Consider the following 26,442-nt stretch of genomic DNA (forward strand, 5'->3'; position numbering starts at 1 on the left):
ACGGTTCCCTTATCTCCTGCTACACTGCCTCAACACAACACCAAAAAGGCAGGCCAACATGTCAAATAACACCTATCAGCCACCGAAAGTGTGGGAATGGAAACAGAATAACGGCGGCGCGTTCGCCAATATCAACCGTCCCGTCTCGGGCGCTACGCACGAGAAAGAGCTGCCCGTGGGCGAGCACCCGCTCCAGCTGTACTCTCTCGGTACGCCGAATGGACAGAAAGTTACCATCATGCTGGAAGAGCTGCTGGCGCTGGGCGTGACGGGCGCGGAATACGACGCATGGTTAATCCGCATCGGTGAGGGCGATCAGTTCTCCAGCGGTTTTGTCGACGTGAACCCGAACTCGAAGATCCCGGCACTGCGTGACCACTCCACCACCCCGCCGACGCGCGTCTTTGAATCCGGCAATATCCTGCTCTATCTGGCCGAGAAATTTGGTCACTTCCTGCCAAAAGATCCGGCAGGACGAACGGAAACCCTGAACTGGCTGTTCTGGTTACAGGGCGCGGCCCCGTTCCTCGGCGGCGGTTTTGGCCACTTCTATAACTACGCGCCGGTGAAGATTGAGTACGCTATCGATCGCTTCACCATGGAAGCTAAACGCCTGTTCGACGTGCTGGACAAGCAGCTGGGGCGCGGTCGTTATGTAGCGGGTGAGGAATATACCATTGCGGATATGGCAGTCTGGCCATGGTTTGGCTGCGTGGCGCTGGGCAGCGTCTACAACGCCGCCGAATTCCTCGACGCCGGGAAGTACACCAACGTGCAGCGCTGGGCAAAAGATGTGGCGAATCGCCCGGCCGTTAAACGCGGGCGCATTGTTAACCGCACCAACGGCGAGCTGAACGAGCAGCTGCATGAGCGCCATTCAGCGAGCGACTTCGATACCCAGACGGAAGATAAACGTCAGGATTGACCCATGACCGGGCGGTTCGCCGCCCCTCTTCTGCGATGAGAAAAATGAGTCAGCACGCGTGAGCAAGGATCCTCGAATGTCAGACCAGACGCTAAAAGCGACCCGACAGCAGAGCATCATCACCCTGCTGAGTAAAAGTGACTGGCTGACCACCGATGCCCTGGCTGAAAAGCTCTCCGTCAGCAAAGAGACGATCCGCCGGGATCTGAAGTCGTTACAGCAGCAGGGGAAACTTCTGCGCCAGCACGGGCGTGCGCGTCTGATTCACCCGGACAGCCGCGACAGCGGTGAACCCTTTGGCGCACGCCTGAAAAGCCATTATGCCGACAAAGCCGATATTGCCCGACACGCGCTGGGCTGGATCAGCGAAGGGATGACCATCGCCCTCGACGCCAGCTCGACCTGCTTTCATCTGGCGCGCCAGCTTCCGGATATCGAACTCACCGTGTTTACCAATAGCCTGCCTGTCTGCCACGAGATGGCAAAGCGCGAGCGGATCACGCTTATCTGCTCCGGCGGAACGCTTGAGCGTAAGTATCGCTGCTATGTTAATCCGGCGCTGGTGACGCAGCTTAAAGGACTGGAGATCGATCTGTTTATCTTCTCGTGTGAAGGGGTTGATGAGCATGGCATCCTTTGGGATCCGTCCGAGCACAACGCGGGCTTTAAGGCGCTGCTGTTAAACCGGGCCAGCCAGTCGCTGCTGCTGATCGACAAAAGTAAATTTATGCGGGCAAGCGAAGTGAAAATCGGTCAGCTGTCGCAGGTGACACAGATTATTCAGAGCGATAAATGTCAGGCCGCCAGAGACGGCCTGACGCGATGATGTTACGCGGAGAGACGGAACTTCTGCACTGAGCGCTGGAGTTCTTCGGTCTGCCGTTCCAGTGCGGCCGCGGCGGCGGAAACCTGCTCCACCAGCGAGGCATTCTGCTGGGTCACGCCGTCCATCTGCGTGATGGCTACGCCGACCTGAGAAATACCTTTGCTCTGCTCCTCTGACGCGGTGGCGATCTGCTTCATAATGACGGTCACCTCCGTCACGTCGCGCAGGATAGCTTCCATCGTCGTGCCGGTATCGTTCACCAGCTGCGCCCCCTGCTCCACGCGGGCAACGGAATCCGCAATCAGCCCTTCGATCTCTTTTGCCGCATTCGCGCTGCGGCTGGCCAGATTACGCACCTCACCCGCCACGACCGCAAAACCGCGCCCCTGCTCCCCGGCCCGAGCCGCTTCCACCGCGGCGTTCAGCGCCAGAATATTGGTCTGGAAGGCGATGCTGTTGATAACGGTAGTGATTTCAGCAATTTTCTTCGAGCTGTCCGAAATGCCGCTCATGGTCGTGACCACATCGTCTACCAGCGACCCGCCGCGGCTGGCCGTACTGGAGGCGACATCCGCAAGCTGGCTGGCCTGGCGCGCGCTTTCGGCGTTCAGCTTCACCGTTGCGGTAAGCTGCTCCATGCTGGCCGCGGTCTCTTCCAGCGCAGCGGCCTGCTCTTCGGTACGCGAAGAGAGATCGTTATTCCCGCTGGAGATCTCCGTTGCCCCGCGCCAGATATTCTCGCTGCCGGAACGAATCGTGCTGACCGCCTCCCGCAGGCTGTCCTGCATGGCGCTCAGCAGCGGAACCAGTTGCCCCACGCAGTTGCGGCCAATGGGCTCAATCGGCTGGCTGAGATCGCCCTGCGCAATCTGGCGGAACTGCTGACGGATACGCTCCAGCGGTTTTACCAGCAGCGCCACCAGGTAGCGGTCGGTGAACAGCAGGATCAGCAGACCCACGATCGTGGCGGTGATAATCACCGTCCGGGTCATGCTGGTCAGGCTGTCGACCACAACGCGCGTACTGTCGAGCGCCTTCACCGCAGAATTGTTAAAGTTCTCAACCGCGGCGCCAAACGCGCGGCTTAGCGGCGGCGTAACGTTGTTGGCATGCTGACGATAGCCTTCGAGCGTCGCCTGCTTTGCCTGCACCATCTGAGGCGTAACGCCCCGATCGAGCAGCGCCTGCCAGGTGGAAATCACCTGCGCAGAGACCTTTTCATCCATCGGGCCCGGGGAGATAGCCTTCATCTCTGCCAGCTTTTTACTCATGTTATCCAGCGCCTGCTGAGCAGGAGCCAGGTCCGGCGTGCCGCCCGCTGCTTTAGCTTCCATCGCCCGGCTCAGGCGGGTGACGAAACGGAAATACTGATCGTTGCCCTGGCTCAGCACCGTCATTTGCCTGACCAGCTGGCGGTCAACGTCATTACCATCAGAAACACGAGACAGAGACCAGGTGCTATAAAGCCCCACGCCTGCCCACATGACACAAAAGATCCCCAGTACCGTCAGCATGACGAAACGGATGGTGAAATTACGAAGCATCTTCATTGAGTATTCCTTGCCGTGAGGGTGAATTCGCCCAGAGGCGAGTACTACCCTCGTTATCGGCAGGGACAGGGGAAAAGATAACCCTTTGTGATGATTTATTTAAGCAGGGCTTATCATTCCAGATATTTTTTAAACCAGCTTAACGTTCTCGACCAGGCCAGCTCGGCTGCGGGCTGGTCATAGCGTGGGGTAGAATCGTTGTGAAATCCATGGTTTACGCCAGGGTAGATATACGCTTCATAAACCTTATTATTTGATTTCAGCGCGGCTTCATAGGCAGGCCAGCCCTCGTTAATATTTTTGTCCAGCTCGGCATAATGAAGCAGGAGCGGCGCGCTAATTTTTGGCACATCCTCCACCCGCGGCTGACGACCATAGAAGGGCACCGCGCAGTCGAGTTCCGGATACGCTACGGCGGCGGCATTCGATACGCCGCCGCCGTAGCAAAAACCGGTAATCCCCACCTTACCGGTGGCTTCCGGATGATTTTTCATAAACTCTATGGCGGCAAAAAAGTCGTTCATCAGCCTTGTCGGGTCGACCTTCTGCTGCAAAACCTTTCCTTCGTCGTCGTTGCCGGGGTATCCCCCCACCGAGCTCAGGCCGTCGGGAGCCAGCGCGATATATCCCGCTTTCGCCACGCGTCGTGCCACGTCTTCAATATACGGATTAAGCCCCCGGTTCTCATGCACGACCACTACCGCGGGCATTTTCGCGGTAGCTTTGGCCGGCTTCACCAGGTAACCGCGCACTTCGCCGTGACCATTGGGCGAGGGATAAGTGATGTATTCCGGAAGAATATCGGGATCGGTGAATTTAACCTGCTCCGCGAGGGCGTAGTTGGGTTTAAGCATATTAAACAGCATCAGCGCCGTTACGCCGCCTGCGGCATAGCGCGCCGCGAGATTCAGAAATTCGCGTTTGCTGATTTTACCGTGGGCGTAATAGTCATAGTAATCAAGCAGCTCTTGCGGAAAATCTTTGGCAGTCAGGCGCGTCATCGCTTATCTCCATGATTTATGATTTGATAAGCTTAGAATAAAAACGCTGTTTCGAAAATTCACCGATAAGAAAGGAGACATCATGTCCTGGCACCCTTACACCGGCCGATACGAAAACATGCAGTACCGATACTGCGGCAAAAGCGGCCTGCGCTTACCGGCGCTGTCGCTGGGTCTGTGGCACAGCTTTGGCCACATTCAGGCGCTCGATTCCCAGCGCGCGCTGCTGCGTAAGGCCTTCGATCTCGGCATTACCCATTTTGACCTTGCCAACAACTACGGCCCCCCTCCAGGCAGCGCTGAAGAAAATTTTGGCCGCCTGCTGCGAGAAGATTTTGCCGGGTATCGCGACGAGCTGATCATCTCCACCAAAGCGGGCTACGACATGTGGCCAGGACCGTATGGTTCGGGTGGTTCACGTAAGTATCTGCTCGCCAGCCTCGACCAGAGCCTGAAACGCATGGGCGTGGAGTATGTGGATATTTTCTATTCTCACCGCGTAGACGAAAACACGCCGATGGAAGAGACCGCCGCCGCGTTGGCACACGCGGTGCAGAGCGGAAAAGCGCTGTACGTCGGCATTTCGTCCTACTCCACGGAACGCACGACGGTGATGGCCGAATTGCTGCGCGAGTGGAAGATCCCGCTTTTGATCCACCAGCCGTCTTACAACCTGCTTAACCGCTGGGTCGACAAGACTGGTCTGCTGGACGCGCTGGAGAAAAACGGAACGGGCTGTATCGCCTTTACCCCGCTGGCGCAGGGCCTGCTGACCGGGAAATACCTGAACGGTATTCCGGACGGTTCACGTATGCAGCGCGAAGGGAAAAAAGTGCGCGGCCTGACGGAGAAAATGCTGACCGAAGCCAACCTGAGCAGCCTTCGTCTGCTGAACGAGATGGCGCATGCGCGCGGGCAGACGATGGCGCAGATGGCGCTAAGCTGGCTGTTGAAAGATACACGTGTAACGTCAGTGCTGATTGGCGCGAGCCGCCCGGAGCAACTGGAAGAGAACGTTCAGGCGCTGAATAACCTGTGCTTTACCGAAGATGAACTGACGCGGATTGACCAGCACGTGGCGGATGGTGAGCTGAATTTGTGGCAGGCGTCGTCGGATAAATAAATAGTGCGGTCCGATGCTTTCGCCCCTCACCCTAACCCTCTCCCCAGAGGGGAGAGGGAACTTGAACACCCTCTCCCCTCTGGGGAGAGGGCAGGGTGAGGGGCGCTGTAAATTTATTTCTTACTGATCTTATCCAGATAGCCCATCACAAACGCCGACAGTACAAACGTCAGGTGGATAATCACATACCACATCAGCTTATTATCCGGGACGTTTTTAGCATCCATAAAGACACGTAACAGGTGAATAGACGAAATCGCCACAATCGACGCCGCGACTTTATTTTTCAGCGATGAGGCGTCCATTTTCCCCAGCCAGTTGAGCTTTTCTTTGTGCTCGGCGATATCAAGCTGAGAGACGAAATTCTCATAACCGGAGAACATCACCATCACCAGTAATCCTCCTACCAGCGTCATATCCACCAGCGACAGCAGAACCAGAATCAAATCGGCTTCTGCCACGGAGAAAATGTTTGGCAGGACGTGGAATATCTCCTGGAAGAACTTGATCGTCAGGGCGACCAGCGCCAGAGAGAGACCAAAATAGACGGGTGCGAGCAGCCAGCGAGAGGCATACATTGCGTTTTCAAAGAAGCGTTCCATAAAATCCTGTCTGCAAACGAAACCAGCGCTCAGTATATCTCAACTATACCTCGTTGGGATCCACATCCGGACGCGCATACTCCGGCCAGACCAGTGCGACCAGTTCCGGGTAGGCTTCCAGGCTAAACTCGCGAAAACACTGGCGCAGATTTAATACGTCTAAATCGGAATACGACACCTTCTCGCCATTCAGACAGCGCTTTTTGATATTGTCGTAATATTTATAGACCGCCGAATTAAGGTCGCTACAGCGGCGCTGCGCGTCGAACAGGCCGGGCGTATCATTAATTTCGGCCATTTTCATTCGCTTAATTGTCGCATGGAGAAAATCGATATATTCGTGATTCACCCGCCAGTACCAGACTGGCGTCACGGCGTTCATCAAGACGGAGAAATGATCTTCCCCCTCCTCTTTGGACATCAATTCAGGCTGCGGTGGTTCACTGGCGTCATTTGACACTTTCGTTTTATTGAACTCTTGCATCAATAAAAGCACGCCAGCGGTCAGTAATAGTAACGTTACGACCGTGAAGAAAATGCTGTTCATGGGTAGGCTCCATTTTTTTTGATTTTAAAATTGCCTCATGATATTGTCAACGAATCTCACCCTTTTTCCAACCCCACCCTTTTGAAATTAAAGGAAATTAAAATGCTGCCCGACAATCTTGTCCCGGCAAAGTACCACATTACGCCTGTGGAACAGCCTTCGACGGAAGCAGATAAAGAGGCGAATTTCACTCAAGGAAAAAGAAAACTCTCCGACTATGAAGCCGATATATTAATTGGTGTTTCACGCACCGGCAAATCCCGTAATATGGTGCTGGAAGAGCACGATCGTCATTTAAAAGAACGGTTATTTCGTGCCATCAAGATTGAAGCCTTAGTTCATCTGCTAAATGATTTACAGGCCGAAGGGGAAATAGATGCCCAGGCTCTAAGTCAAATAATGGCCGAGAAAACACAGCAAATAAATGAAGCTGGCAATGAAATTTGGCTTAACTTAATTACGCGTGAAAAAAACAATCCCATTTTTTATAACCTGGGGGATGATTAACGTGAATGATGATAGCGGTAATAACGTTTATTTGACTTTAGATGATAAGAAAAGCGATGAATTTATCTTAAAGCAGAATCTTGACGCCCTGAAAAAGATAAAAAATGACGAGATGACGCGAATAACGCAGGACTTGGTTTCGATTCCGGCCACGCTGGTGCGCCTGAAATGGCAGAACCGTCGGGAAATTTATGCCTTGCAGGCCAAAGAGGAGATTTACGGCGCGGTGATGAACGCTATTATTGAGCAGCGCCCTGAGCTTAAAGAGAAGATCCTTGGGCGACTGGAGACGAACTATCAGTACCTGCTGGCACGCGAGACAGCCACCCTGCGCCTGACCCGTAAACTCTCGGAGGGCAACTATCGCACATCAAACGTCACCTGCGTGGCGCTCGATGAAGAGGCGTCAACAACATCTTCTAACTGCTGACAACGTGGTTCGCCCGGCGGCGCTAGCCTGAGATTGTAGGCCGGGTAAGGCGAAGCCGCCACCCGGCACGGAAGGCGGCTTCGCCTTCGTTTTACTTCGCGGCCGCTTTCTCTTCGCCGACCAGGCCAATCTTCAGGTATCCCGCCTGATGCAGCGTGTCCATTACCTTCATCATGGTTTCATAATCGACGGTTTTATCCGCGCGGAAGAAGACGGTGGTGTCTTTCTTGCCGCCGGTCAGCTGGTCCAACGCCGGAATAACCGAGGCATCCGTCACCGGATCGTTGCCCAGGAACATGGACTTATCGGCCTTCACGGACAGGTAGACAGGCTTTTCCGGACGCGGCTGCGGCTGGCTGGAGGACGCTGGCAGATTCACCTTCACGTCCACCGTCGCCAGCGGCGCGGCAACCATAAAGATAATCAGCAGAACCAGCATGACGTCGATAAACGGCGTCACGTTGATCTCATGCATTTCACCGTTATCGTCCAGATTTTCATTAAGACGCATTGCCATACAATCAACCTACGCGCAGTTTGGACGCCGCATGCACCGGTTTAACGGCGCTGGCGTTCAGGTCCAGATCGCGGCTTTGCAGCAGCAGAACCTGCGCGGCAACGTCACCCAGTGTGGCTTTGTAACTGCCAATCATGCGCGCGAAGATGTTATAGATAACTACCGCAGGGATAGCGGCAACCAGACCGATAGCCGTTGCCAGCAGCGCTTCTGCGATACCCGGCGCGACGACCGCAAGGTTAGTGGTCTGCGTCTGGGCGATACCGATAAAGCTGTTCATGATGCCCCAGACGGTACCGAACAGGCCGACGAACGGGGAGATAGCGCCGATAGTCGCCAGGTAGCCGTTACCGCGGCCCATATGACGACCCACGGCCGCAACGCGACGCTCCAGACGGAAGCCGGTACGCTCTTTAATGCCTTCGTTATCTTCACTGCCTGCGGAGAGTTCCAGCTCGTTCTGCGCTTCGTTCACTAACAGGGTAGTCAGGCTTTTCGCATGGAAGGATGAGGTGATATCAGAAGCCTGATCCAGAGAGCGGGCTTCCGCCAGCTGCTTCTGCTCACGCTTGAGGCGGCGTTTTTGTGAAAGAAGTTCGGCGCTCTTGCTGAAGAAGATAGCCCAGGTGATCACGGACGCCAGAATCAGGCCGATCATCACAACCTTAACGACGATGTCAGCATGTTGATACATGCCCCAAACGGAGAGATCCGTCTGCATCAAATTATTACCCACTCTGTATCTCCAGGACGCAAATCACACAATCTGAACGTAATAATATCAAAACGTCGTCGAATTGATAGTAGTTCTCATTAGTATTTACATAGTGCCGTAATTTTCGCTCACTTTCCTTGCGCTTACGCAGTAAAAATTTCTTATGCGAATATTTGATAATATTTTCTGCTTATTCGATAAGCATCCGAATGCACATTGTGACAATCGTGGTAGTCTGGACGTCCAGACGTATAAAAAATAGGGTTAGCGAACATGACTAAAAAGCAGCTTGAGACCACGCTGGTGCAGGCAGGACGCAGTAAAAAATACACCCAGGGCTCGGTCAACAGCGTGATCCAGCGTGCCTCCTCGCTGGTGTTTGATACCGTCGAAGATAAAAAAATCGCCACGCGTAATCGCGCGAAGGGCGGGCTGTTTTACGGTCGCCGTGGCACGTTAACCCATTTCTCGTTGCAGGAAGCCATGTGCGAACTGGAGGGCGGCGCGGGCTGCGCGCTGTTCCCGTGCGGTGCGGCGGCGGTCGCCAATACCATTCTGGCGTTTGTTGAACAGGGTGACCACATCCTGATGACCAATACCGCCTACGAGCCAAGCCAGGACTTCTGCACCAAAATACTCAGCAAGCTCGGCGTCACCACCAGCTGGTTCGATCCGCTGATTGGGGCCGGTATTGCCGGGCTTATTCAGCCCAACACGCGCGTTGTGTTCCTGGAATCTCCCGGCTCCATCACTATGGAAGTGCATGACGTCCCGGCCATCGTGAAGGCGGTGCGCAGCATAGCGCCGGAAGCGATCATCATGATCGACAACACCTGGGCGGCAGGTGTGCTGTTTAAAGCCCTGGAATTTGACATCGATATCTCCATTCAGGCGGCGACCAAATACCTGATTGGCCACTCAGACGGCATGATCGGTACGGCGGTATCTAATGCCCGCTGCTGGGAGCAATTGCGTGAAAACGCCTACCTGATGGGCCAGATGGTGGATGCCGATACCGCCTACATGACCAGCCGGGGCATCCGTACGCTCGGCGTGCGTCTGCGTCAGCATCACGAAAGCAGCCTGCAAATTGCACAGTGGCTGGCGCTGCATCCGCAGGTGGAGCGCGTTAACCATCCGGCGCTGCCGGGCAGCAAGGGCCACGAATACTGGCAACGTGACTTTACGGGCAGCAGCGGGTTGTTCTCATTTGTTCTTAAGAAGCGCCTGAATGACGCCGAGCTGGCAAGCTATCTGGATAACTTTACCCTCTTCAGCATGGCCTATTCATGGGGTGGGTTTGAATCGTTGATCCTGCCCAATCAGCCGGAGCAGATTGCGGCCCTGCGCCCGGGCGGCGAGGTGGACTTCGAGGGGACCTTAATCCGCCTGCATATCGGGCTGGAAAATGTGGACGATTTAATTGCGGATTTATCGGCAGGATTTGAGCGCATCGTGTAAAGTGCTGGCTGACATGTACTCCCTGGACGCTATTCTGAACACCGCAAGCAGAAAAGTCTGTATGAGATGCGCCTGCGATCAACCCCGACAGGCAAAATTGGGAGTACAATAGCGTTATATCTGCTGTTCCACAGGAAAGTCCATGGCTGTTATTCAAAATATCATCACGGCGCTCTGGCAACACGATTTTGCCGCGCTGGCGGACCCACATGTCGTCGGGATTGTCTATTTCGTGATGTTCGCGACGCTGTTTCTGGAAAATGGATTACTGCCAGCCTCATTTTTACCCGGTGACAGCCTGCTCCTGCTCGCAGGGGCGTTAATCGGCAAGGGCGTGATGGACTTCGCACCGACAATGGTGATCCTCACCTCTGCGGCCAGTCTCGGCTGTTGGCTGAGCTACCTGCAAGGGCGCTGGCTTGGAAACACCCGCGTGGTGAAAGGCTGGCTGGCGCAGCTGCCGCATAAATATCATCAGCGCGCGACCTGCATGTTTGACCGTCACGGCCTGCTGGCGTTGCTTGCCGGGCGTTTTCTGGCGTTCGTTCGCACCCTGTTGCCTACCATGGCGGGTATTTCAGGCCTCTCTAACCGCCGCTTCCAGTTCTTCAACTGGCTGAGCGCCCTGCTCTGGGTGGGCGTGGTTACCACGCTCGGCTACGCGCTGAATATGATCCCCTTTGTTAAGCGCCATGAAGACCAGGTGATGACCTTCCTGATGATCCTGCCGATTTTCCTGCTGGTTGCAGGGCTGGTGGGTACCATTGCGGTGGTGATCAAGAAAAAGTATTGCAGCGCATAAATAAAAGCCGGGTGGCGCTACCGCTTACCCGGCCTCCGTTTCCCCTCACGCTCCCTGCATGGTTCTGATACGTGACGCATCTTCCCCCGGCGTGACGCCGAAGTAACGCTTAAATTCCCGACTAAACTGCGACGCGCTTTCATACCCGACCCGCATCGCCGCGGCGCTGGCCTTCATGCCATCGTGGATCATCAGCATCCGCGCCTTATGCAGACGGTAAGTTTTGAGGTACTGCAACGGCGACGTGCTGGTGACGGATTTAAAGTTATGGTGAAACGCCGAGACGCTCATATTGGCTTCCGCCGCCAGCTGATCAACGCTGAGGTTTTCCGTGTACTGGCTCTCGATGCGCTTCAGCACGCGACTAATGAGGCTGAAGTGCGTTTGCCGGCTTACCAGCGCCAGCAGCGCCCCGCCGCCCGGTCCCAGCAGCACATGGTAAAGAATTTCGCGGATAATCTGCTTTCCGAGAATACGCGCGTCCAGAGGCCTTTCCATCACGTCTAACAGGCGTTCAATCGCGCAGAGAATTTCCTCCGATAAGGTCGCGGAGTTGATACCGCTTGCCGCCATCGACGGCCGGAAAAGTTCGTCCTCCCCAATCTCCATCAGCAACTCCTGCAACTGGAGAATGTCGACGTTGACGCGGATCCCGGCCAGCGGTACCTCCTCTGTCGCGAAAGTTTCACATTCGAAGGGTAAAGGTACAGTCAGAAGCAGATATTCATTGGTGTCGTAACGGAACACGCGCTCATTGATATAGCCAATCTTATGGCCAGAAAAGAGAAACACGATGCCGGGCTGATACATCACAGGGGTGCGCGTTCCGGGCTGGGTACCGTAGAGCAATCGGATATCCGGCAACAGCTCAGCCGAATCATTTCCGTTATCTATCAGTCTTTTAATCTGCGACGTTAGCTGGCGGCAGATGGCATCACGGTTCATTTTCAGTTACTCCGGGTACGGTTTCCGACGCTGACAGTGTGCGCATTTTCTTACCGTTTCTCCAGAGCGCTGTAGAAATGGGCAAGACATCGGCAGGAATGTGCATTGAGAGGATAGCGCCTGCCCGCCACAATGTGCAGCATCAGGTTGCCTTCTGCGCCACCACGATTTTTTACCCACTACAGGGAACAAGCCATGAACAACTTTAATCTTCACACCCCAACCCGCATTCTGTTTGGTAAAGACGCTATCGCTGACCTGCGCGCGCAAATCCCGACGGACGCCCGCGTCCTGATTACCTACGGCGGCGGCAGCGTGAAAAAAACCGGCGTACTGGATCAGGTTTACAGCGCTCTGGAAGGGCTGGACGTACGCGAGTTCGGCGGTATCGAGCCTAACCCGTCTTATGAAACGCTGATGAACGCGGTAAAAATCGCCCGTGAGGAGCAGATCACTTTCCTGCTGGCGGTGGGCGGCGGTTCCGTGCTGGATGGCACCAAATTCATCGCGGCGGCAGCGCATTACGCTGACGGCATCGACCCGTGGCATATTCTGGAAACGGGCGGCAGCGACATCAGCAGTGCGATCCCGATGGGCTCCGTGCTGACGCTGCCGGCCACCGGCTCTGAGTCCAACAAAGGCGCGGTCATCTCCCGTAAAACCACCGGTGACAAGCAGGCCTTTATGAACGAACACGTTCAGCCCGTGTTCGCGATCCTCGATCCGGTTTACACCTATACCCTGCCTGCGCGTCAGGTGGCGAACGGCGTGGTCGACGCCTTTGTTCACACCGTTGAGCAGTACGTCACTTACCCGGTGAACGCCAAAATTCAGGATCGTTTCGCGGAAGGCATTCTGTTGACGCTGATTGAAGAAGGTCCGAAAGCGCTGAAAGAGCCTGAAAACTATGACGTGCGTGCTAACGTGATGTGGGCTGCAACACAGGCACTGAATGGCCTTATCGGTGCAGGCGTGCCACAGGACTGGGCGACCCATATGCTCGGTCACGAGCTGACGGCGATGCACGGCCTGGATCACGCCCAGACGCTGGCGGTGGTTCTGCCTGCGCTGTGGAATGAAAAACGTGACGCTAAACGCGCCAAACTGCTCCAGTACGCCGAACGCGTGTGGAACATCACCGAGGGTTCCGACGATGCGCGTATTGATGCCGCAATTGAAGCCACCCGTCACTTCTTTGAAAGCCTGGGCGTGCCAACGCGTCTCTCTGACTACGGCCTGGACGGCAGCTCCATCCCTGCCCTGCTGGCGAAGCTGGAAGCACACGGTATGACGCAGATCGGCGAGCACGGCGACATCACCCTGGACGTCAGCCGTCGTATTTACGAAGCGGCACGCTAAGCGTTTTTAGGATCCTGACTTTCGTTTTTTGACATTTCGTCCAGACTTAATGCACATCACATCGTCGGAGGTTCCCTCCGGCGATGAGCACCTGAAGGAGGAAAAATGGCAAACCAAACCGTAATCAAGCTACAGGACGGCAACGTGATGCCCCAGCTGGGGCTAGGTGTATGGAAAGCCGGTAACGACGAGGTCGTCTCCGCCATTCATAAAGCCCTGGAAGTCGGCTATCGGTCCATTGATACCGCCGCCGCCTATAAAAACGAGGACGGCGTGGGGACCGCGCTTGCCAGCGCTGGCATTCCCCGCGATGAGTTATTCATCACCACCAAGCTGTGGAACGACGATCAAAAGCGTCCACGCGAAGCGTTACAGGAGAGCCTGGAGAAACTCCAGCTCGATTTCGTCGATCTTTATCTCATGCACTGGCCGGTACCGGCTATCGACCATTACGTTGATGCCTGGAAAGGGATGATTGAGCTGCAAAAAGAGGGACTGATAAAAAGCATCGGCGTCTGTAATTTCCAGGTTCATCACCTGCAACGCCTGATTGATGAAACGGGCGTCGCGCCGGTGATTAACCAGATTGAGCTACACCCGCTGATGCAGCAGCGCCAGCTTCATTCGTGGAACGCCACGCACAAGATCCAGACCGAATCCTGGAGCCCGCTGGCTCAGGGCGGCGAAGGGGTGTTTGACCAGAAAATTATCCGCGAGCTGGCGGATAAGTACGGCAAAACGCCGGCGCAGATCGTCATTCGCTGGCATCTTGATAGCGGTCTGGTGGTGATCCCGAAATCGGTCACGCCATCGCGTATCGCCGAGAACTTCGACGTCTGGGATTTCCGCCTGGATAAAGACGAGCTGGGTGAGATTGCGAAGCTGGATCAGGGCAAGCGGCTTGGGCCGGACCCGGATCAGTTTGGCGGGTAGTTTCCCCTCACCCTAACCCTCTCCCACAGGGAGAGGGAATGCTTTCCACCCTCTCCCTGTGGGAGAGGGCCGGGGTGAGGGCATCATCGTTATCCGATCTTACGTTTTCCCGTTTTTTTCGTCCCCGAAGCCCCACCGTTCGAACGCTGATGCACAATTGGCGTGTGCTTGGTCAGCGCCGGGCGCGTATTGCGGTTCTGGCGGCGCGCTTCGCGCATCTCTTCCAGCGTTGGCGCAGGCACCAGGCAATCACGACGCGAGCCGATCAGGTGCTTTTTCCCCATCTCTTCCAGCGCCTGACGGATCAGCGGCCAGTTTTTCGGGTCGTGATAGCGCAGCAGCGCTTTGTGCAGACGGCGCTGTTTATCCCCTTTCGGCACCACCACGTCTTCACTCTTATAGCCAATCTTACTTAGCGGGTTTTTGCCGGTGTAATACATGGTCGTCGAGTTAGCGAGCGGCGACGGGTAGAAGTTCTGCACCTGATCCAGACGGAATCGACGCTGCTTCAGCCACAGCGCCAGGTTCACCATGTCTTCATCACGGGTGCCGGGGTGCGCGGAGATGAAGTATGGGATCAGATACTGCTCTTTCCCCGCCTGTTTTGAAAAGGTATCAAACAGCTGTTTAAAGCGGTCATAGCTGCCCATGCCCGGCTTCATCATTTTGGACAGCGGGCCCTCTTCGGTGTGCTCCGGGGCGATCTTCAGATAACCGCCAACGTGGTGCGTCGCCAGCTCTTTGATGTAGCGCGGATCTTCCACCGCAATGTCGTAACGCACGCCGGAGGCGATCAGGATCTTCTTGATGCCTTTCAGGTCACGGGCGCGACGGTAAAGGTTGATCGTCGGCTCGTGGTTGGTGTCCATATGCTCGCAAATGCTCGGATAGACGCAGGAGAGACGACGACAGGTCTGCTCAGCGCGCGGCGATTTGCAGCGCAGCATGTACATGTTAGCCGTTGGACCACCCAGATCGGAGATTACGCCGGTAAAGCCCGGGACCGAGTCGCGAATCGCTTCGATCTCGTTAACAATCGACTCTTCGGAACGGCTCTGAATAATACGACCTTCGTGTTCGGTGATCGAACAGAGTGAACACCCTATAATTCTGATCATTTAGAAATTTTTTTGCGTTTAAAATCAATGAATTGAAAGATTTCATTTTTCTAAGTCTGATAAAACAGATGAAAACCCAACTGACTATACTCATAAAACTCAATCTTTGCGCTGCTGTACGATACCAGTAATTACAGGCGCCGAGTTTAACATCATGAAAAGTAGCCCAATAATGAATGACGCAACGCCAGCTGCGGTGCCTAACTTCTGACTGAACACCATTGAAACAAAGTACATATTTGGGATAAAAACGGACATAGCAATCACGAAAAGTAACTTATTCAGATAATTATTTATTCGGGTCTTAACCTCAACTCTATCATAAAAAGCCATCGAAACGTAAGCAGTTATCAGTGAATAAAAAGACCATGTCATATAGTTAACCGATTCATTAAATGCCTCTCGCAAAAGCAAAGCACTTTCTGTCATTCCCTACCTCATTAAATCAATAGAAAATAAATCTGAATAATTTATTTTTAAAAGAAAAGAACACAACATAACTTCAGTAGTTATGATTAATCCCTGAATGATTATTTCTTAGCAAGATATAACATGCTTAATGTATATCAGGCAATAAAAAAACTCCCAAAGACCACCGCTGTGGTCTTCAGGTATAGGATTTAAAGAACGAACTCAGTCCGGAAACGTATCACTATCTTCTGTAACGTCCGCTTTCTCTGGTAACATTCTGTTTTTAATATACTGTGAATTCCTGCAGATGAGAGGAAAAATCTCCGAGTTATTCATTATACAACTCGTTGCCGTACGGGCGTCCTCCGGAGACCATGATGAAAATGAAAACGTCTGACGGTCAAGCCATTGAGACAATAATACATTATCAACAGAAGCGCTAAACAGCGCCGCAATAGCCCTGCGTTCAACGGCCTTCTCAGGTTCAATAAACGACAACTCATTATGAAAACGGGTAATAATCGCAATACGGCTGTCAATACGAATATGTCTTTCAAGTAAGACATCGTGCAACTCATCAAGTACAGTCTCTCTCTGGGTATCGTCGAGGCAAGACCACAGGAAATGAATGTTCTCGGCATTTGTGACAACGTCTGGCTCTGCATCACGGAACCATGATGCAAAGATACCCACACTACCTTCCATCCGGATATGCTGCCCCTGAAGTTGCATTTGTTCAAGGATAAAGCGCATGTTCACAGGAAGAACCGTAAAACACTCAATAAGCCTTTCAGAAGAACTAAATACTCCACATGCCAGGGCGTTCAGCTTTTTCTTCAAAATATCAAACTGCTCACCTGACTGATATACGTCATGGAGAAATACTGGACCCATAGCATTCACATCAGACTCAATTATTTTCTCTGACAGTGCTTTTTGACGCTCTCGCACAAATATTAAAAGAGAGGTTGCATTTGTAGCTTCTTTGATGACGTCATACTGACCTTTAACAAAGCTCAGGACAGGTATATTCACCAGAAGACCTAAATCAACAATCCTGCCAACAGCATTTTTGATGTACGGCAGAACATTTTTATCCTTAAGTGCTATAAAGATACTCTCGGCAGTACGTAGATAACGAAGATATGCAGCCAAAGCCAGGTCAAACCGTTCCTCACCAATATGTTCACTGTACGACTCGATACCGGCATAGTTACCATGGAGCACCATGTGAGCAACAGCCTGTGCAGCAAATTCCGCAGGGAAGAGATTCCTCGTCGCCGTATTATTAAGATAATATTGATTTAAAACATTATTATTCCAGTCCGGGCTCAGAACAATTTTTCTGAAATGGATAACGTCCTCAACAACCTGACGATTTTTAAGCGTCATTATTGCAGAGCTAACCTGAGCCCCACCTGTACCATCATTCTTTCCAATTACGTTCTGTACCGCCTTCGATGCAATATTGATATGCCGGATAATTCCCGGATTAAAAAGGTCTATCTGAGGTTGCTCAGCTCCATAGCGTAACATCTCCTCCCGACCGTGATTTCCGATATCTAGTGTGCCAATTTTCAGGTTTGACAAGGTCTCTTCATTATTGACAAGGTATTCCACATAAAATACGCCATCTACAAAATTCTCCATTTTATTCAGTAGTGATTCACCGGCCAGAACAGAGTATGAATCAGCTTCCTGCAGCAACGTCTGCGTGGATTCAGCCTCCAATTTTTCTGAATCCTGAATTTCATCAAGTTTACTCACAATAAACGATATTTGCCTTTCGACGAAAGGCTCTAGGCTTATCCGCCCGTCAGCCATCAGTTTCTGCAGACTCAATACGAAACCTTCATCATTCTTTTCTCTGAGTGAAACAGCATAACTCTGATTCAGCATTTGCACTGCGACTTTGAGTTGCGGTTCGGCGAGAGCCTGACACTTCTCATCCATCCGGCTATAAGAAACCAGCCAGTCTCGCATCTGAATATGTGGTGCCACTCGCTGCCATGCTTCAGCGAAACCCCACAAGGCCGTCAGTTCTTCAAGCCGTGGGATATTTATAGCACCAATCGCGTCTTTAAGAGGCGTATCAAGCAACTCGCTCCTGGCAAGCTCCACCGTGGACTGATAGTGGATGCTCATCAGAAATTCGCTCCATCTTTCTGTATCGTTATTAAAAATTCGGGATATTTGTTGATAAGTTAGCGAGAGCATCTCGTCAAAATCATCCGGAGCAATACCGGGTTCGGTCTGACTAGCTTTGGGATCGCGAAGTAATACTTTAATATCTCGCTCCCCGTATCTGACCACCAGTAAGTAGAGAGCAATAAGAATATGGCGATGATCTTCTGTTGCAGGAACGGTAAGGTTCAGAATATGAATATCATTAACAAACTTCTTCATTAATCGCGGTGTGATACGAGGATACTCAGAGGGTTTCCAGCGCTCAAGCAACACCGTTGCTTCCCGGCACGCTATCCCTGCATCCTCATTTACTGTTTCTTTCCAGTACTGCCTTAACGCTTCCTGCCATCCTGCCGAAATAAGAGGAGGAACCTGAAAACTTACAGGAATCCGCTTTGCAATAAACTCACGCCCGCTGAAACCCGCCACAGAAAGTGAGGCTGAAACCTGTCTTGCCGAATAGGGCACCACTATCCTGAAGTGTTCATGAGTGGCTCCGGCAATAAGCTCCATATCACTCCAGAGCTCTTTCACTTTGTCTGCACTGATTCGGTCCAGATTATCAATGATAAGGATGAAGCGATCTCCATGGGAAATGACCTCTTTGGAGGTAAATCCCTGCAGAGCTTCAGCCAGCTCAATAGCTCCGACCTCCTTATTAACTAGCCAAGTCTCTTCAATCCTGTCAGTACTGTTGCGTTTGAACAAATCACCAATACTCGAATACCCTTTCTTTCTGTACCATTCCATGTTCTGCAGGCATGCCAGTCCTGCGACCATAATGGCAGGAGAAAGAAACGCGGCCACCTCAACATAAAAAAGCCACCCTAATAATGACTCCTTGTGATCCTACCCACGTAATGTGGACACGGCCCTAAGCGAGGTTCTGGTTTTCAAATTGTTCGGGACTGAGTCCGCCACAGGCACTGTGTCGGCGCCACCGATTGTAATCACACTCGATATAATTAAACACCGTCATCCGCATGATTTCCCGGCTGATAAGGCGTTCCCCGTGGATACATTCCACCTTCAGCGAGTGGAAGAAGCTTTCCGCGCAGGCATTGTCGTAACAACATCCTTTGGCACTCATGCTACCGTGCAGATTATGCCGCTTCAGTAACGCCAGATAGTCTGCCGAACAGTACTGCCCGCCTCTGTCCGTATGCACGATGACATTTTCCGGGCGCTTACGTCGCCAGAGTGCCATCTGTAGCGCATCGCAGGCCAGCTGCGCTGTCATCCGCGACGACATCGACCAGCCGATGACAGCACGGGACCACAGGTCAATGACCACCGCCAGGTACAACCAGCCTTCGTCCGTGCGCAAGTACGTGATGTCACCCGCCCACTTCTGATTCGGGCCACTCGCGTAAAAATCCTGTTTCAGCAGATTTTCAGACACCGGCAGGCCATGTTCGCGGTATCGGACCGGGCTGAACTTCCGGGCCGCTTTTGCGCGAAGCCCCTGACGCCGCAGGCTGGCGGCAATGGTTTTGACGTTGTACTCAGGCAGTTCGTCAGCGAGACGAGGCGCACCATAACGCTGTTTTGCCTCAGTGAATGCCTGACGGACAGCAGTATCACAGACGAGCCGGAACTGCTGACGTGGTGTTATCTGCTGACGACGCAGACGCCACGCATACCAGCCGCTACGGGCGACCCGCAGTACCCGGCATATGGCTTTGACGCTGAACTCAGCCCGATGTTTTTCAATAAAGACATACTTCATTTCAGGCGCTTCGCGAAGTATGTCGCGGCCTTTTGGAGAATGGCCAGCTCCTCTGCCTGTTCCGCCAGTTGGCGCTTAAGACGGGCAATTTCAACGGACATTTCCTGCTCACGTTCGGAAGAGCTGCGGGCATTGTTAATCTTACTGCGCCATGCGTAGAGCTGGGATTCGTACAGGCTGAGTTCCCGGGCAGCGGCAGCAACACCGATACGTTCCGCAAGCTTCAGGGCTTCGTTGCGGAATTCAGGCGTGTACTGTTTGCGGGGCTTCTTACTGGTTGATGCTGGTTTTGTCATGAGTCACCTCTGGTTAAGAGTTTACTCACTTAGTCGTGTGTCCACTATTCGTGGGTAAGATCATTGTTAGTAAAATATTGATTAAGGTCTGTTAGCACATAACGAAGCATCTGCACGGAAAGCAATGACAGTAAAATAAAAACGACGGTCAACCAGCTTAGCCTGCTGCTGACCCTCTTGTCGTATTCAACGATGTTACCCAGAGCCAGATTTTTATACTTATCCAACACATCCCGGGAGCCCGGACATTGTAGGCTGACCCCGTGGTGGATGACATCGATAAGCGCTTTTTTAGTTGAGCCATGATGGTAACGTTCTGCATCAAAGTTAATGAACGTAAAATCATCTTTAAGCTTTTTCTGCAGGAACTTCAATATTGTTGACTTACCTGAACCCAGCTCACCTTCCAGACCAATAATATTGACATCAGGTGTCCTGATGATCTGAGCCACATTCTCTGCAACTTTTTCATGACTGCTGCCTCTAAACATATCCTGGTCAGCGGGTGATTCCGTCTGCAATCGTAGAGTCATTCAGCAATTTCCTTCGTTATAACGTAAGATTCTTTCACTATTAGACACAGTACAGAGCCCACAGCAACCAAATGACTGCAGCCGGGGCAGTTTAGTTTTAAGCATGCATAAGCCGATTTCGATGGAATCCCTTTCACACAATAATATTGAATTGAAGCAATGAAAACATTAATGTGTTTGTTGTGACTAGCTGCAGGGGCCTGGAAGAAATTCCAAAGCCTGACAAACCGGAACAGGGCTTGCTCTGCTCCGGTTTTATCCAGTTCATCTTGAAGCCCTTGTTTTTGTTACATATCCCTGCTCACTCTTTCAGCCATTGTTAAGCTTCTTGTGTGTAATCTGCGAATAATACGGATGCAAAATTGATGCAATGGATTATACATACCTACAGCGCACGTTACGCTGAGCTGAATCGAATTTCAGAGAACGTTCTTCGCTATTACCCTGCCCAGCCAGTTGAACACATTTTATCATCCGGCCCCGAGAGTGACATGTTCTCTGCCTGGTACAGCCTTCATCAGAGTCAAACTAGACGTTATTTACAGGCAAAAGAAGACAGCTACAGAGTTTAAGTCTGACATTATTCGTGGCTGTGTCTGCCTTCGGAGTTTTCAGCTTATCCCGATAACAGCGGTTTTGAAAAATTGACGTTTTTTACACCGGTACATTGCCCGAACGCAATCTCCCCCGTAGCGAAATACCGCCCCGCAGAAAATCGTCCATGCTCGGCATGCCCCTGGAACATCAGCATCTTTTCAATAAAGGTTTTACAGCCTATAGTCTGTATAACACAAAATACACCTTACCTGCTGTATTACAGGGCGGTACTCCCTACTCAGTCTGCGAGGCAGGTCACTTATGAATAATCAGTTCCCGATAAAAACGCTGAACCAGCTCAGACCTGTGCTAATCGGGTTTCGCAAAATCAAGGGCTTCACGCAAAAAGATGTGTCTGAGAGGCTTGGCGTAACGCAGCAAACCTATGCCCGCCTGGAAGCAAACCCTGCTAGCGCCAGTATTGATCGTCTGTACAAGGTATTCAGTATTCTGGGCGTAGAAATAACGCTGTCATCTATTTCCCCTTCACCCTTCATTTCCCACACAGAGATGAGGGGGGCATTTGACAGCACTCCCGCCAGACGGGAGAAATGGTGACTATTAGAAGTTTGCTAGTTTTGTCGAATGACGCCAACTACATGTCCGCATCCATCGAGTAGTGGCTTCAAGCCACGATTGTCACTGCCTCCGCTGCCTTTTTCCAGTAACTCTCTCCTTTTAATTCTAATATTTAGGGGTGTCAACGCAAAGCAGAAACGGCACCTTCTTTGCGAGACAGAAATGACCTGTGATTGCCTGGCCGATTTATGGCAGCTAAGTGCGAGAAGCGGATATAGCGAATTCGCCATTGTACGGGATTAGCAGGTTTACTGAAGCAACCTGCGATGGCGTTATGGCAATAGTCAGTCCCCTGTCCAGTCGGCATAGGTGGCCACCTCGTCACCGCCGGGGATAAACTGATTGAAGCCTCCGCGCAAAATCACTTATTCTTTTCCGTTAATAAAATGCAGGAGCAAAGTCATGACTGGCGAAATTCGTGGGCGAGGCAGGCCACGAAAAACAGAGAGTACCTATACAGATACCCGTAATGACCTGATCCGAAGCGGGCTTGAACTGCTCACGCAGAATGGTTTTCTTTCAACGGGAGTCGATGCCATTGTCAAAAATGCCAGTGTTCCTAAAGGCTCATTTTATTACTATTTCAAGAGCAAAGAAGAGTATGCCCAGACTGTTCTGAGCGCCTATGACAGTTTCTTTGTGCATAAACTCCAAAAACATCTGTATGAATCATCCTTCACACCAATGATGCGTCTGGAAAATTTCATCGACGATGCCTGCGACGGCATTAAAAAGTACAATTTCACCCGGGGCTGTCTGGTTGGCAATATGATGCAGGAGAGTCCGGGTCTTCCACTGTCCTTTATCAAACAGCTCCACGAAATACTTGAGCGCTGGCAGGCGCTTGTGGCGTGCTGTCTGTCCGACGCGTTATCTTCGGGCGAAATCCGTTCCGATATGAATAATACGCAACTGGCGGCCATTTTCTGGAGCAGTTGGGAGGGTGCCGTAATGCGTGCCAAACTTTATTGCTCAACCCAGCCTGTGTACGACTTCTGGAGCTATTTCAAAAAGTCAGTACGCTATCAGCCCTCTAAGGACACGGCTGTTGAAAAGTAAAAAAGGGGCCGCAGCCCCTGATAATAATTATCAAACCCAGGCTGAGCCTGGCTTCCACTTCATTAGCTACACTGAATTACTGCCCGGCCACGAATTCCGCCACTCAGAAGTTTTTCGGCCACATTGATGGCATCACTCAGCGGATAAACGGTGGTCAGGCTATCCAGTCTGGACTCCGGTAAATACTGTACCGCCTGCTGCCAGATCGCCGCTCTTTTTTCCTTCGCGAACATGACACTGTCAATCCCTTTCAGCGTGACGCCACGCAGGATAAACGGAGCCACATTCCCCATTAGTTCCATCCCCTGTGCCATGCCGCAGGCTGCAACAATACTGCCATAACGCACCCCGGCGCATACATTGCAGAGCGTATGGCTACCGACTGTATCAATGGCGGCAGCCCAGCGTTCTTTCTGTAACGGTTTTCCGGGACAGGAGAGCTCGGAACGGTTAATAATCTCGTCCACACCGACCGTTTTATAGAGCCAGGCAGCCTCTTCCGGGCGTCCAGTAGACGCCGTAACGCGGTACCCCATTGATGCAAGGATCATGGCCGCAATGCTCCCGACGCCGCCGCTGGCACCGGTAACAAGTACCGGACCATCTTCAGGCTTAATACCATGATTCAGAAGTGCGTCTACGCACAGCATCGCGGTAAACCCAGCTGTTCCGATTGCCATTACGTGTTTGCCGTTAGCGCCAGCCGGGAGCGGCGTCAGCCAGTCTCCATTTACCCGTGCTTTTTCGGATAGTCCGCCCCAGTGTTTTTCCCCAACACCCCAGCCGGTCAGGAGAACCTTATCTCCGGCCTGATATTCGGGATGTGAACTGGCGGACACTGTACCGGTAAAATCAATGCCGGGCACCATGGGAAAGCGTCGGACGATTGGGCCCCGGCCCGTAATGGCCAGTGCGTCTTTGTAGTTGATGGATGAATAGTCAACATTGACCTCCACATCCCCCTGCGGTAGTTCACTTTCAGCGATTTCAGCAAGTTGCGCACTATAGCGTCCATCTGTTTTGTTGATTAATAAAGATTTAAACACGTTCACCTCGTTTGTCCGGGCGTTTACCGTTCAGTCATTAAGTCGTCAATAAATAATATTGACCGATCGTCTAATAATCAACACTACTATCCCAGTGCTTTGCCAGCATTCAAGAAACATTATTCATTTCATGCACTTAAAGCTGTCTTTTTTGACCGACATCAAACTGTATTCTGGTTTATCTGGTGCAGAGGGAAAATCAGCATCCCTGAAGATACATAGCTAATGCTTCAGAACACGGCTGATGATGCGATAAAACAACCAGGCTTTAATGAGTTAGTCTGAGCGGACCTTCGGCTCAGTAAATAGGTCCGCTCCGTGCCAAGAGCAGACGCTGGTAATTCGGGTAATGGTGCCAACTTACTGATTTAGTGTATGATGGTGTTTTTGAGGTGCTCCAGTGGCTTCTGTTTCTATCAGCTGTCCCTCCTGTTCAGCTACTGAAGGCGTGGTGCGTAACGGTAAAAGTACTGCCGGACATCAGCGCTATCTCTGCTCTCACTGCCGTAAAACATGGCAGCTACAGTTCACTTACACCGTCTCTCAGCCCGGTACACACCAGAAAATTATTGATATGGCCATGAATGGCGTCGGATGTCGCGCCAGTGCACGCATTATGGGCGTTGGCCTCAACACGATTTTACGACACTTAAAAAACTCAGGCCGCAGTCGGTAAACTCACGCATACAACCGGGCAGTGACGTCATTGTTTGCGCGGAAATGGACGAACAGTGGGGTTACGTCGGCGCTAAATCACGCCAGCACTGGTTGTTTTACGCGTATGACAGGATACGGAGGACGGTTGTGGCGCACGTATTCGGTGAACGCACGTTGGTCACGCTGGAGCGTCTTCTGGGCCTGCTGTCGGCCTTTGAGGTCGTGGTATGGATGACGGATGGCTGGCCGCTTTATGAATCACGCCTGAAGGGAGAACTGCACGTTATCAGCAAGCGATATACGCAGCGCATTGAGCGGCATAACCTGAATCTGAGGCAGCATCTGGCAAGGCTGGGCAGGAAGTCACTGTCGTTCTCAAAATCGGTGGAGCTGCATGACAAAGTCATCGGGCATTATCTGAACATAAAACACTATCAGTAAGTTGGAGTCATTACCGGTGCTCTGATATATTTATTATACTATAGTGGGGTATGTGTTGATCTTAATGTAATACTCCCCTATAGTATAAGAAATACAGAGCAGTGAGGTAAGCAATGCCCAGTACTCCTGAAGAGAAAAAAAAGGTCCTAACCCGGGTTCGCCGTATCCGGGGTCAGATTGATGCTCTGGAAAGAGCACTTGAAAGTGGCGCTGAATGCCGTTCCGTTCTCCAGCAAATCGCCGCCGTCCGGGGCGCCGCTAACGGACTGATGGCAGAGGTGCTGGAGAGCCACATACGGGAAACCTTTGACCAGAATGACAGCTACAGTCATGAAGTCAGTAAATCAGTTGACGATACGATTGAGCTGGTTCGTGCCTATCTTAAATAGGTGAGGCCATTATTACATTGAGGATATATTACGTATGAAATCACGTGCCGCTGTTGCATTTGCACCAGGGAAGCCCCTGGAGATTGTTGAAATTGATGTTGCTCCGCCTAAAAAAGGCGAGGTGCTGATTAAAAACACCCACACAGGTGTCTGCCATACCGATGCCTTTACCCTCTCAGGGAATGACCCTGAGGGCGTTTTCCCGGTGGTTCTCGGCCACGAGGGAGCCGGTATCGTCGTTGAAGTTGGTGAAGGCGTCACCAGTGTGAAGCCGGGTGACCATGTTATTCCGCTCTACACCGCTGAATGCGGGGAGTGTGAATTCTGCCAGTCCGGTAAAACGAACCTCTGTGTATCGGTTCGCGAGACTCAGGGCAAAGGACTGATGCCTGACGGGACCACTCGCTTTTCATACAACGGTCAGCCTCTTTACCACTACATGGGATGTTCCACATTCAGTGAATACACCGTTGTGGCCGAGGTTTCTCTGGCAAAAATTAACCCGGAGGCGAACCATGAACACGTCTGCCTGTTGGGTTGTGGCGTGACTACCGGTATTGGCGCCGTCCATAACACGGCTAAAGTGCAGCCGGGCGATTCAGTTGCCATTTTTGGTCTGGGGGCAATTGGTCTGGCTGCGGTACAGGGGGCCCGTCAGGCAAAAGCGGGACGTATTATCGCTATCGATACTAATCCGACAAAATTTGACCTGGCCCGTCAGTTCGGGGCCACTGACTGCATTAACCCGAATGATTATGACAAACCGATTAAAGATGTTCTGCTGGATATCAACAAGTGGGGTATTGACCATACCTTTGAATGTATCGGTAACGTTAACGTCATGCGTGCAGCGCTGGAAAGTGCTCACCGTGGGTGGGGGCAGTCCGTTGTCATTGGTGTCGCAGGGGCCGGACAGGAGATTTCCACCCGTCCTTTCCAGCTGGTCACCGGGCGCGTATGGAAAGGTTCCGCGTTTGGCGGAGTAAAAGGCCGCACTCAGCTCCCCGGTATGGTCGAGGATGCCATGAAGGGGGATATTGACCTTGAGCCATTTGTAACCCATACGATGACACTGGATGAAATCAATGACGCCTTCGAGCTTATGCATGAAGGCAAATCTATCCGGACAGTGATTCATTACTGATCCCATCAGAATT

26 protein-coding genes and 1 pseudogene are annotated in these 26,442 nt (G+C 52.2%); 14 read left to right on the plus strand and 13 right to left on the minus strand.

The genetic code is table 11. The annotated features are described in order from the left end of the window. The first annotated feature begins 58 nt into the window (after positions 1–58). Positions 59–925 carry a glutathione-dependent disulfide-bond oxidoreductase gene (gene yghU / locus ACQG11_RS05210; protein WP_126291767.1) on the plus strand — a complete coding sequence of 289 codons (867 nt, stop codon included), beginning with the start codon at positions 59–61 and terminating at the stop codon, positions 923–925. A 76-nt stretch (positions 926–1,001) separates the two neighbouring features. Next, the gene (fucR, locus tag ACQG11_RS05215; protein WP_038416725.1) at positions 1,002–1,751 is read left to right on the plus strand and encodes an L-fucose operon activator; all 750 of its coding nucleotides are present in this window, start codon (positions 1,002–1,004) and stop codon (positions 1,749–1,751) included. Between the two features lie 2 nt (positions 1,752–1,753). Here the strand turns inward: fucR and ACQG11_RS05220 are convergent, their stop codons facing one another. Both ACQG11_RS05220 and yghX read right to left on the minus strand, forming a co-directional pair. After that, the gene (locus ACQG11_RS05220; RefSeq protein ID WP_022649391.1) at positions 1,754–3,301 is read right to left on the minus strand and encodes a methyl-accepting chemotaxis protein; all 1,548 of its coding nucleotides are present in this window, start codon (positions 3,299–3,301) and stop codon (positions 1,754–1,756) included. A 113-nt stretch (positions 3,302–3,414) separates the two neighbouring features. Then, on the minus strand, positions 3,415–4,302 hold the full coding sequence (gene yghX / locus ACQG11_RS05225; protein WP_023298595.1) for a YghX family hydrolase: 888 nt from the start codon (positions 4,300–4,302) through the stop codon (positions 3,415–3,417). A gap of 82 nt (positions 4,303–4,384) precedes the next feature. Here yghX and ACQG11_RS05230 point away from each other — a divergent pair, with 82 nt between their 5' ends. Next, a complete protein-coding gene (locus ACQG11_RS05230; protein ID WP_022649394.1) occupies positions 4,385–5,425 on the plus strand; it encodes an aldo/keto reductase in 1,041 nt (346 codons plus the stop codon). Positions 5,426–5,538: 113 nt separating this feature from the next. Here ACQG11_RS05230 and ACQG11_RS05235 read toward each other — a convergent pair whose 3' ends face one another. Both ACQG11_RS05235 and ACQG11_RS05240 read right to left on the minus strand, forming a co-directional pair. Next, positions 5,539–6,027 carry a TIGR00645 family protein gene (locus tag ACQG11_RS05235; RefSeq protein ID WP_006811956.1) on the minus strand — a complete coding sequence of 163 codons (489 nt, stop codon included), beginning with the start codon at positions 6,025–6,027 and terminating at the stop codon, positions 5,539–5,541. A gap of 43 nt (positions 6,028–6,070) precedes the next feature. After that, positions 6,071–6,574, minus strand: coding sequence for an ESA_00282 family adhesion-associated protein (locus ACQG11_RS05240; protein ID WP_023298598.1), 504 nt, complete (start codon positions 6,572–6,574; stop codon positions 6,071–6,073). 102 nt (positions 6,575–6,676) lie between these two features. Here ACQG11_RS05240 and ACQG11_RS05245 point away from each other — a divergent pair, with 102 nt between their 5' ends. Both ACQG11_RS05245 and ACQG11_RS05250 read left to right on the plus strand, forming a co-directional pair. Further along, a complete protein-coding gene (locus tag ACQG11_RS05245; RefSeq protein WP_023298599.1) occupies positions 6,677–7,081 on the plus strand; it encodes a hypothetical protein in 405 nt (134 codons plus the stop codon). Further along, entirely contained in the window at positions 7,074–7,511 is a 438-nt protein-coding gene (locus ACQG11_RS05250) for a hypothetical protein (RefSeq protein WP_023330188.1), read from the plus strand. The genes ACQG11_RS05245 and ACQG11_RS05250 overlap by 8 nt, the downstream gene beginning before the upstream one ends. A gap of 91 nt (positions 7,512–7,602) precedes the next feature. On the opposite strand, the gene exbD is transcribed toward ACQG11_RS05250, so the two are convergent. Continuing rightward, positions 7,603–8,028, minus strand: coding sequence for a TonB system transport protein ExbD (gene exbD / locus ACQG11_RS05255; protein ID WP_023298601.1), 426 nt, complete (start codon positions 8,026–8,028; stop codon positions 7,603–7,605). A 4-nt stretch (positions 8,029–8,032) separates the two neighbouring features. Next, positions 8,033–8,764 carry a tol-pal system-associated acyl-CoA thioesterase gene (gene exbB / locus ACQG11_RS05260; RefSeq protein WP_023298602.1) on the minus strand — a complete coding sequence of 244 codons (732 nt, stop codon included), beginning with the start codon at positions 8,762–8,764 and terminating at the stop codon, positions 8,033–8,035. Between the two features lie 252 nt (positions 8,765–9,016). Between exbB and metC the strand changes: the two genes are divergently transcribed. Further along, complete coding sequence (gene metC, locus ACQG11_RS05265) at positions 9,017–10,204, plus strand: cystathionine beta-lyase (RefSeq protein ID WP_023306940.1); 1,188 nt, start codon at positions 9,017–9,019, stop codon at positions 10,202–10,204. Between the two features lie 142 nt (positions 10,205–10,346). After that, a complete protein-coding gene (gene yghB / locus ACQG11_RS05270) occupies positions 10,347–11,006 on the plus strand; it encodes a DedA family general envelope maintenance protein YghB (protein ID WP_015571869.1) in 660 nt (219 codons plus the stop codon). Between the two features lie 45 nt (positions 11,007–11,051). Here the strand turns inward: yghB and ACQG11_RS05275 are convergent, their stop codons facing one another. Further along, positions 11,052–11,951, minus strand: coding sequence for an AraC family transcriptional regulator (locus ACQG11_RS05275; protein WP_017382749.1), 900 nt, complete (start codon positions 11,949–11,951; stop codon positions 11,052–11,054). A gap of 195 nt (positions 11,952–12,146) precedes the next feature. Between ACQG11_RS05275 and yqhD the strand changes: the two genes are divergently transcribed. Together yqhD and dkgA are read left to right on the plus strand one after the other, a co-directional pair. Then, positions 12,147–13,310, plus strand: coding sequence for an alcohol dehydrogenase (gene yqhD, locus ACQG11_RS05280; protein ID WP_023330190.1), 1,164 nt, complete (start codon positions 12,147–12,149; stop codon positions 13,308–13,310). 105 nt (positions 13,311–13,415) lie between these two features. Continuing rightward, a complete protein-coding gene (gene dkgA, locus ACQG11_RS05285; RefSeq protein WP_023306942.1) occupies positions 13,416–14,243 on the plus strand; it encodes a 2,5-didehydrogluconate reductase DkgA in 828 nt (275 codons plus the stop codon). Between the two features lie 89 nt (positions 14,244–14,332). On the opposite strand, the pseudogene ACQG11_RS05290 reads toward dkgA, so the two are convergent. From ACQG11_RS05290 to ACQG11_RS05310, 5 genes and pseudogenes are all read right to left on the minus strand, one after another. Further along, positions 14,333–15,346: pseudogene (locus ACQG11_RS05290) on the minus strand (radical SAM protein); the annotation flags it as partial. 114 nt (positions 15,347–15,460) lie between these two features. Then, positions 15,461–15,790, minus strand: a complete 330-nt coding sequence (locus ACQG11_RS05295; protein WP_000140246.1) for a hypothetical protein — start codon at positions 15,788–15,790, stop codon at positions 15,461–15,463. A gap of 204 nt (positions 15,791–15,994) precedes the next feature. Continuing rightward, a complete protein-coding gene (locus ACQG11_RS05300; protein ID WP_157843391.1) occupies positions 15,995–18,709 on the minus strand; it encodes a P-loop NTPase fold protein in 2,715 nt (904 codons plus the stop codon). Positions 18,710–18,833: 124 nt separating this feature from the next. After that, positions 18,834–19,984, minus strand: a protein-coding gene (locus ACQG11_RS05305; protein ID WP_087855188.1) for an IS3 family transposase whose coding sequence is annotated in 2 segments (ribosomal slippage) — positions 18,834–19,726 and positions 19,726–19,984 — 1,152 coding nt in all. Because the reading frame shifts where the segments join, the coding sequence is not laid out codon by codon here. Between the two features lie 44 nt (positions 19,985–20,028). Further along, positions 20,029–20,517, minus strand: a complete 489-nt coding sequence (locus ACQG11_RS05310) for a P-loop NTPase fold protein (protein WP_023280967.1) — start codon at positions 20,515–20,517, stop codon at positions 20,029–20,031. 858 nt (positions 20,518–21,375) lie between these two features. On the opposite strand from ACQG11_RS05310, the gene ACQG11_RS05315 reads away from it, so the two are divergent. Both ACQG11_RS05315 and ACQG11_RS05320 read left to right on the plus strand, forming a co-directional pair. Then, positions 21,376–21,672, plus strand: a complete 297-nt coding sequence (locus ACQG11_RS05315; RefSeq protein ID WP_017384073.1) for a helix-turn-helix transcriptional regulator — start codon at positions 21,376–21,378, stop codon at positions 21,670–21,672. A gap of 423 nt (positions 21,673–22,095) precedes the next feature. Next, entirely contained in the window at positions 22,096–22,752 is a 657-nt protein-coding gene (locus tag ACQG11_RS05320) for a TetR/AcrR family transcriptional regulator (RefSeq protein ID WP_023280966.1), read from the plus strand. 62 nt (positions 22,753–22,814) lie between these two features. Here the strand turns inward: ACQG11_RS05320 and ACQG11_RS05325 are convergent, their stop codons facing one another. Then, a complete protein-coding gene (locus ACQG11_RS05325; protein ID WP_023280857.1) occupies positions 22,815–23,798 on the minus strand; it encodes an MDR family oxidoreductase in 984 nt (327 codons plus the stop codon). A 400-nt stretch (positions 23,799–24,198) separates the two neighbouring features. Here ACQG11_RS05325 and ACQG11_RS05330 point away from each other — a divergent pair. The 3 genes from ACQG11_RS05330 to frmA all read left to right on the plus strand — a co-directional run bounded on the left by ACQG11_RS05330 (position 24,199) and on the right by frmA (position 26,429). Continuing rightward, a protein-coding gene (locus ACQG11_RS05330) for an IS1 family transposase (protein WP_426728226.1) occupies positions 24,199–24,896 on the plus strand; the annotation gives its coding sequence in 2 pieces (ribosomal slippage) (positions 24,199–24,448 and positions 24,448–24,896; 699 coding nt in all). Between the two features lie 113 nt (positions 24,897–25,009). Continuing rightward, positions 25,010–25,285 carry a formaldehyde-responsive transcriptional repressor FrmR gene (gene frmR, locus ACQG11_RS05335; RefSeq protein WP_017384071.1) on the plus strand — a complete coding sequence of 92 codons (276 nt, stop codon included), beginning with the start codon at positions 25,010–25,012 and terminating at the stop codon, positions 25,283–25,285. A 34-nt stretch (positions 25,286–25,319) separates the two neighbouring features. Continuing rightward, positions 25,320–26,429, plus strand: coding sequence for an S-(hydroxymethyl)glutathione dehydrogenase (gene frmA / locus ACQG11_RS05340; RefSeq protein WP_017384070.1), 1,110 nt, complete (start codon positions 25,320–25,322; stop codon positions 26,427–26,429). The last annotated feature ends 13 nt before the right edge of the window (positions 26,430–26,442 follow it).

It is taken from the genome of Enterobacter cloacae complex sp. 372C4 (genome assembly GCF_050030615.1).
GTDB lineage: Bacteria > Pseudomonadota > Gammaproteobacteria > Enterobacterales > Enterobacteriaceae > Enterobacter > Enterobacter intestinihominis.